The organism is Bacillus sp. 5mfcol3.1, assembly GCF_900114335.1.
Lineage (GTDB): Bacteria > Bacillota > Bacilli > Bacillales > Bacillaceae_G > Bacillus_A > Bacillus_A thuringiensis_S.
Window position 1 is genome coordinate 1 of the sequence record NZ_FOST01000045.1, and the last position, 3,003, is coordinate 3,003.

A 3,003-nucleotide genomic window follows, 5' to 3' on the forward strand; every position below is an offset into this window, starting at 1 on the left:
AAAAGCACGTCACCCTTTCTCATTAACATAAGAAAATAGTAACGTGCTTTTAACTTCAAAAATAGTCTAAATCCTTAAGTTGATGGATGTGGGGTCTAACCTCATTGCTATCAACCCATTTTATGATTTTCGTTTCTATTTACTTATATTTTCATTGTTACTGAACTCTACTTCATTTTTATTTTGTCTATATCCAAGTTTGCCTTGTGTGAAAATAAGAATAAATAACCAAACCCAATCCTAACACTACAAATAAATCCGAATTCTTTAAAATAGGATTGTTGAAATGAGTTTTTACCAGGCTAGAACTAGCAAGATAATAAATACGTTACCTTGATGGCTATTATAGAACCCAGTGAGAATCATTGAGATCGGCAAACACAGCAAAATAAAATTGGCAAATGAATATATAGGATAGAAAGGTCAGAACCCTGTTCACCTCTTTGTTCAGCTGTTAAAAAATGTGACAGATGCAAAAAATCCCACAAAACACTAAGTAGTAATGTAGATTTTAACAATCCAAACTTTAATTGTCATCGAGGCAGAGAGAAACCACGCCATCCGATTTCCTCAGGCAAATATCCATCAAGAAAGAAAATGGCTACAAAAGAGATGAGATAGGTTACAAAAAATTCAGAAGTAAGGCCATGGAAAGTAGGTATCCCTCCATTTAATATCACCATACCCAGAAACATTACAACAAGGATAACCATTAGAGTAGACAAGCAGAAAGAGAAGTCCATACTTGTATAGACTTCTCTTTCTTACTTGCAATTTATCATTAAAAAACTATGCAAATTATCTCCTAAAGTTACAGTATGACAGGTAAAGAAATAAAATTAAAAGTGGAATAGTAAAAAAGCACTCAAAAGAGTAACTTTTTTTCTCAATAACCGACATTACTTAATGTGATAAAATAATATTTGGATTGGCATCCAATACCATATTACGATGGTTCAAATCGCAGGAAGGCACCTTAGGGTGTCTTTTTTGTATAAAAAAAGGCTCCATTTCTGGAGCTCTCAAAAAATAATATAAGTAAATGAATTAAAAAAAATAACAGACAATTAATTATATAATAAAATCTATATATTTTAAATTTTAGATATAAAATCCCCTTTATTGCTTCTACAATAAAATTAAAATGGGTCAAGTTGAAGAAAGTTACCCTCGGGTGTTTTTTCTATATTTAGTACATATTCTGCCAAAATACTTGTATCTTTGTTGGTTTACGCCTCACATAAACTAACAAACTTCGTATATATAATTTGTTATCCTAAATGGGTTGACAATACGAACAGTTATAGGAGGATTTTGTGAATGGTAAAAAAGGCTTGTGTAAGTATTATTACTGGAATTCTTTTAATATGCTCAACAGGTTGTTCCACTCAAACTGATTCCATCGCAGCTCAAACTCAATCAATAGATGGCACATATACAACAGAAGATATCATAAGCGTATTTCCTGTAGGGACACCCCTAACTACTTATATTCGAAAAGAAGAAAAACTGAACGTAAAACATCTCACCAGTATTACGCTTACAGATGGTGACGTTGGTAAAGTCCTGGAAGCAACAGATGGGTTTGTTATTGTATGCAGCAATGAATAAGGAGTTTTTGATGTGTTAATATTTAAGACTATGGAAGATGTAGAGAAATATGAACAAAGTTTGGCGCTATAATTAATACCCTTCCAGCCTTCTCATATACACCGTATCTATTCTAGATTACTTAACTTAAACAAGCTCACCAATATAAAATAGCCCACCTACTCCCGTAGATGGGCTATATCTTTATTTTACAATACCAAAATATCTCTCTTTTCTTGTTAACTTTATGCAATTATACATATTCAAAAAAAATTACACTATAAAATATTACATGTAGTAAAATATAAGTTGTGGATACATTCTATAAAGCAGATTCTTTTGAAAGACGTAACATTTTAGCAATTATAAAAGATGTCGCGTCACTCTAATATTGATCTCAAATCTCTTGTATTTTGTGAACTAACAATCTGGTATATATAGACGATTCTGTTTTATAGGATGTGTTTACACGTATAACAAAGGGATAATACGGATAGGTTTATACTAAATGAACGTGGTTCAATTCGGAGAAAAGACACTCATTTTAGAGTGTCTTTTCTTTATATACATTATTAAAATTGAATTTCTTCTACAGCTCCCTCTAATTGAATAATAACTACGCCTCAATTTCATCCTGATATTACAAGAAAAGAACGGAGATATTTCATCCTAGCTCTTATTTAGCAATATCAACTTATTGTATTTATTCCTCAATCATTATTGTACTTCATTGGCTACAAAGAAATGCTCACATACGCTTGAAATACGTTTTAAATCCACATTGCCACCTGAAATAACCGCTACTACTTTTTTCCCCTTTACGTATTTATCAACTTTCCCTGCTAGAAGAGCGGCTGTGGCTAATGCTCCCGCACCTTCTACGACCGCTTTTCCGCGTTGCAATAAGTCTTTCATCGCTACTTCTAATTCTTCTTCTGATACAGTTACAATGTCATCTACCAGGTTTTTTACAATTTCAAAGGTTAAATTTCCTGGTATTTTAACTGCACACCCATCCGCTATTGTTGGGGCTTTATAATGTGATACAATTTCTCCAGCATCGTAAGAAGCCTTCATTCCATGAACATTATCTGCTTGAACCCCAATAATATTAATGGAAGGATTAAATGATTTCAGTGCAACAGCAATCCCTGAAATAATTCCGCCCCCACCAATAGGTACAATGACAGTATCAACATCCCACATATCATCTAGGATATCTAAACCAATTGTCCCTTGGCCAGCCATTACTTCTACATCATCATATGGATGTAGGTATGTTTCTCCTGTTTCTTTTATAATCTCTTCACATTTCGCCTTTGCATCATCAAACGTATCACCGTATAAAATAACTTCAGAACCATATCCTCTAGTCGCATCCACTTTAGCTTGCGGTGCGGAAGTTGGCATCAC

1 protein-coding gene and 2 pseudogenes are annotated in these 3,003 nt (G+C 33.3%); 1 reads left to right on the forward strand and 2 read right to left on the reverse strand.

Annotated elements, in window-relative coordinates:
• Positions 1-135 precede the first annotated feature (135 nt).
• Positions 136-731, reverse strand: a pseudogene (locus BM089_RS31730) (CPBP family glutamic-type intramembrane protease); the annotation flags it as partial.
• 589 nt (positions 732-1,320) lie between these two features.
• Here BM089_RS31730 and BM089_RS30240 point away from each other — a divergent pair.
• Positions 1,321-1,683: pseudogene (locus BM089_RS30240) on the forward strand (hypothetical protein).
• Between the two features lie 624 nt (positions 1,684-2,307).
• Here BM089_RS30240 and BM089_RS30245 read toward each other — a convergent pair.
• A partial coding sequence (locus tag BM089_RS30245; RefSeq protein ID WP_090979175.1) for a pyridoxal-phosphate dependent enzyme occupies positions 2,308-3,003 on the reverse strand: 696 nt, incomplete at its 5' end.